The sequence below is a fragment of the Cronobacter sp. EKM101R genome, from assembly GCF_963888145.1.
Classification (GTDB): domain Bacteria; phylum Pseudomonadota; class Gammaproteobacteria; order Enterobacterales; family Enterobacteriaceae; genus Cronobacter; species Cronobacter turicensis.
In genome coordinates this window covers 1-1301 of the sequence record NZ_CAWPHW010000029.1, presented here as the reverse complement: position 1 = coordinate 1301, position 1301 = coordinate 1, and the positions used below count along the sequence as shown (strand labels likewise).

The 1301-nt window shown below is 55.5% G+C and carries 1 protein-coding gene and 2 pseudogenes; all 3 read right to left on the bottom strand.

Features of this window, described 5'->3' with window-relative positions; genetic code table 11:
- Positions 1–239, bottom strand: a pseudogene (locus AACV31_RS15100) (chromosome partitioning protein ParB); the annotation flags it as partial.
- Positions 240–249: 10 nt separating this feature from the next.
- Complete coding sequence (locus tag AACV31_RS15095) at positions 250–702, bottom strand: replication protein P (RefSeq protein WP_255491453.1); 453 nt, start codon at positions 700–702, stop codon at positions 250–252.
- A pseudogene (locus AACV31_RS15090) lies at positions 689–1301 on the bottom strand (hypothetical protein); the annotation flags it as partial. The pseudogene AACV31_RS15090 and the gene AACV31_RS15095, both read right to left, overlap by 14 nt.

Sequence of the window (1301 nt, the reverse complement as noted above, 5' to 3'; positions counted from 1 at the left end):
CGGTGCCCCTCGACAATCCACACACCGCCCTCATCGCGTGGTATCACTTCCAGCGCAGGAACACGGCCACCGGCGCAAAGAAACTCAAACAGTTCATCATCGGCCTGGCGGGTTCGCTCGTCGTTCTCACGCTTGTTGAAGCCCTCTTTGACGTGAATATCATCCAGTCGAATAAACATCCCGGAATGCAGGCGCTTGATAACGCCGGACGTGGTCATTTTTTTATAAGAATTAGCCATTCGTGTAACCTCAATGCTTATCTGAATTCTTCGCTGCCTGTTGCTGGCGATACTTCGCCATCAGTAACTCTGCCGGGGTCGGCCCGGTCGGGTGGCGCGGCTTTTCCAGTTGCTTCCGGACTTCCGGAATTTCATGCCCGTCGCGAATATGTTTTTCCCACTTCGCAAGTAACCGGCCCGCTAGCGCCTCCAGCTCTTTTTCAGTCATTTGCTGCTCGGTGCCTGTGCGTCGCATTTCGGTGCAAATCTGGTACAGGACATCGTGACTCCATGGAAATTCGACTGCTGAGTCGTACCGGTATGACTCCCTGCGCCAGCGCCAGTATTCGGCCATCACGTCTCCGGTTTTAAGCCCCAGAGCGGTACCGCAGTTATCAGCCGCCAGCGTCAAGAACTCAGCCAGATCCGGCGGCCACGAATTCCCTGCCGCGCAGCGGGCTAACAGCGCGTTACAGATCGCCATTATCTGCCGGCTGTTCATCTGGCCAATCTGGGAGATCCAGAGTTCGGACGGTGCTGAACCGTTCTTGATTTCCCAGCGGTTCGAATATATTTCCGCCATGACCTCCCAGAACTTCCACGCCCTGTCCTCGGCCTGCGAGTTTCTGTGCGCGTGCGGCGCGTACCCGTTGAACGGCTGCGTTTGCAGTGGATTCGGTGTCCGGTTCTGCATGATTTGTACCTCGTGATAACTGATTGTGCCCTGCACTGGCACCGACCGGCGGTAACCAGGCTTCCTCAAAGTGGCAGTCCGGGCCAAAGAATGTGGCCGCCTGTTTGACGTACTGTGTTCCCGTATTGCCGGTAGCCAGAACGTAAGCGGCGTACCGCTCCACCCCCTCAGTCATTGCCTGTGGAGTCACCCCCTCTTTCAGCCGGGCATTCCAGGCTTTGAACGCGGCTGATTTCGAATTGCCGCCAGAACGTTTCGGATATGCCTGCCATGCAGTTTCGAATTCCGGCGAATATTGATTTCTGGAAGAGCGCTTACGTGCAGCAGCGCCAGCGGATGCACCAATAGTGTTTTTATTCTCTGTAGTAATCTCTGTAGTAATCTCTGTA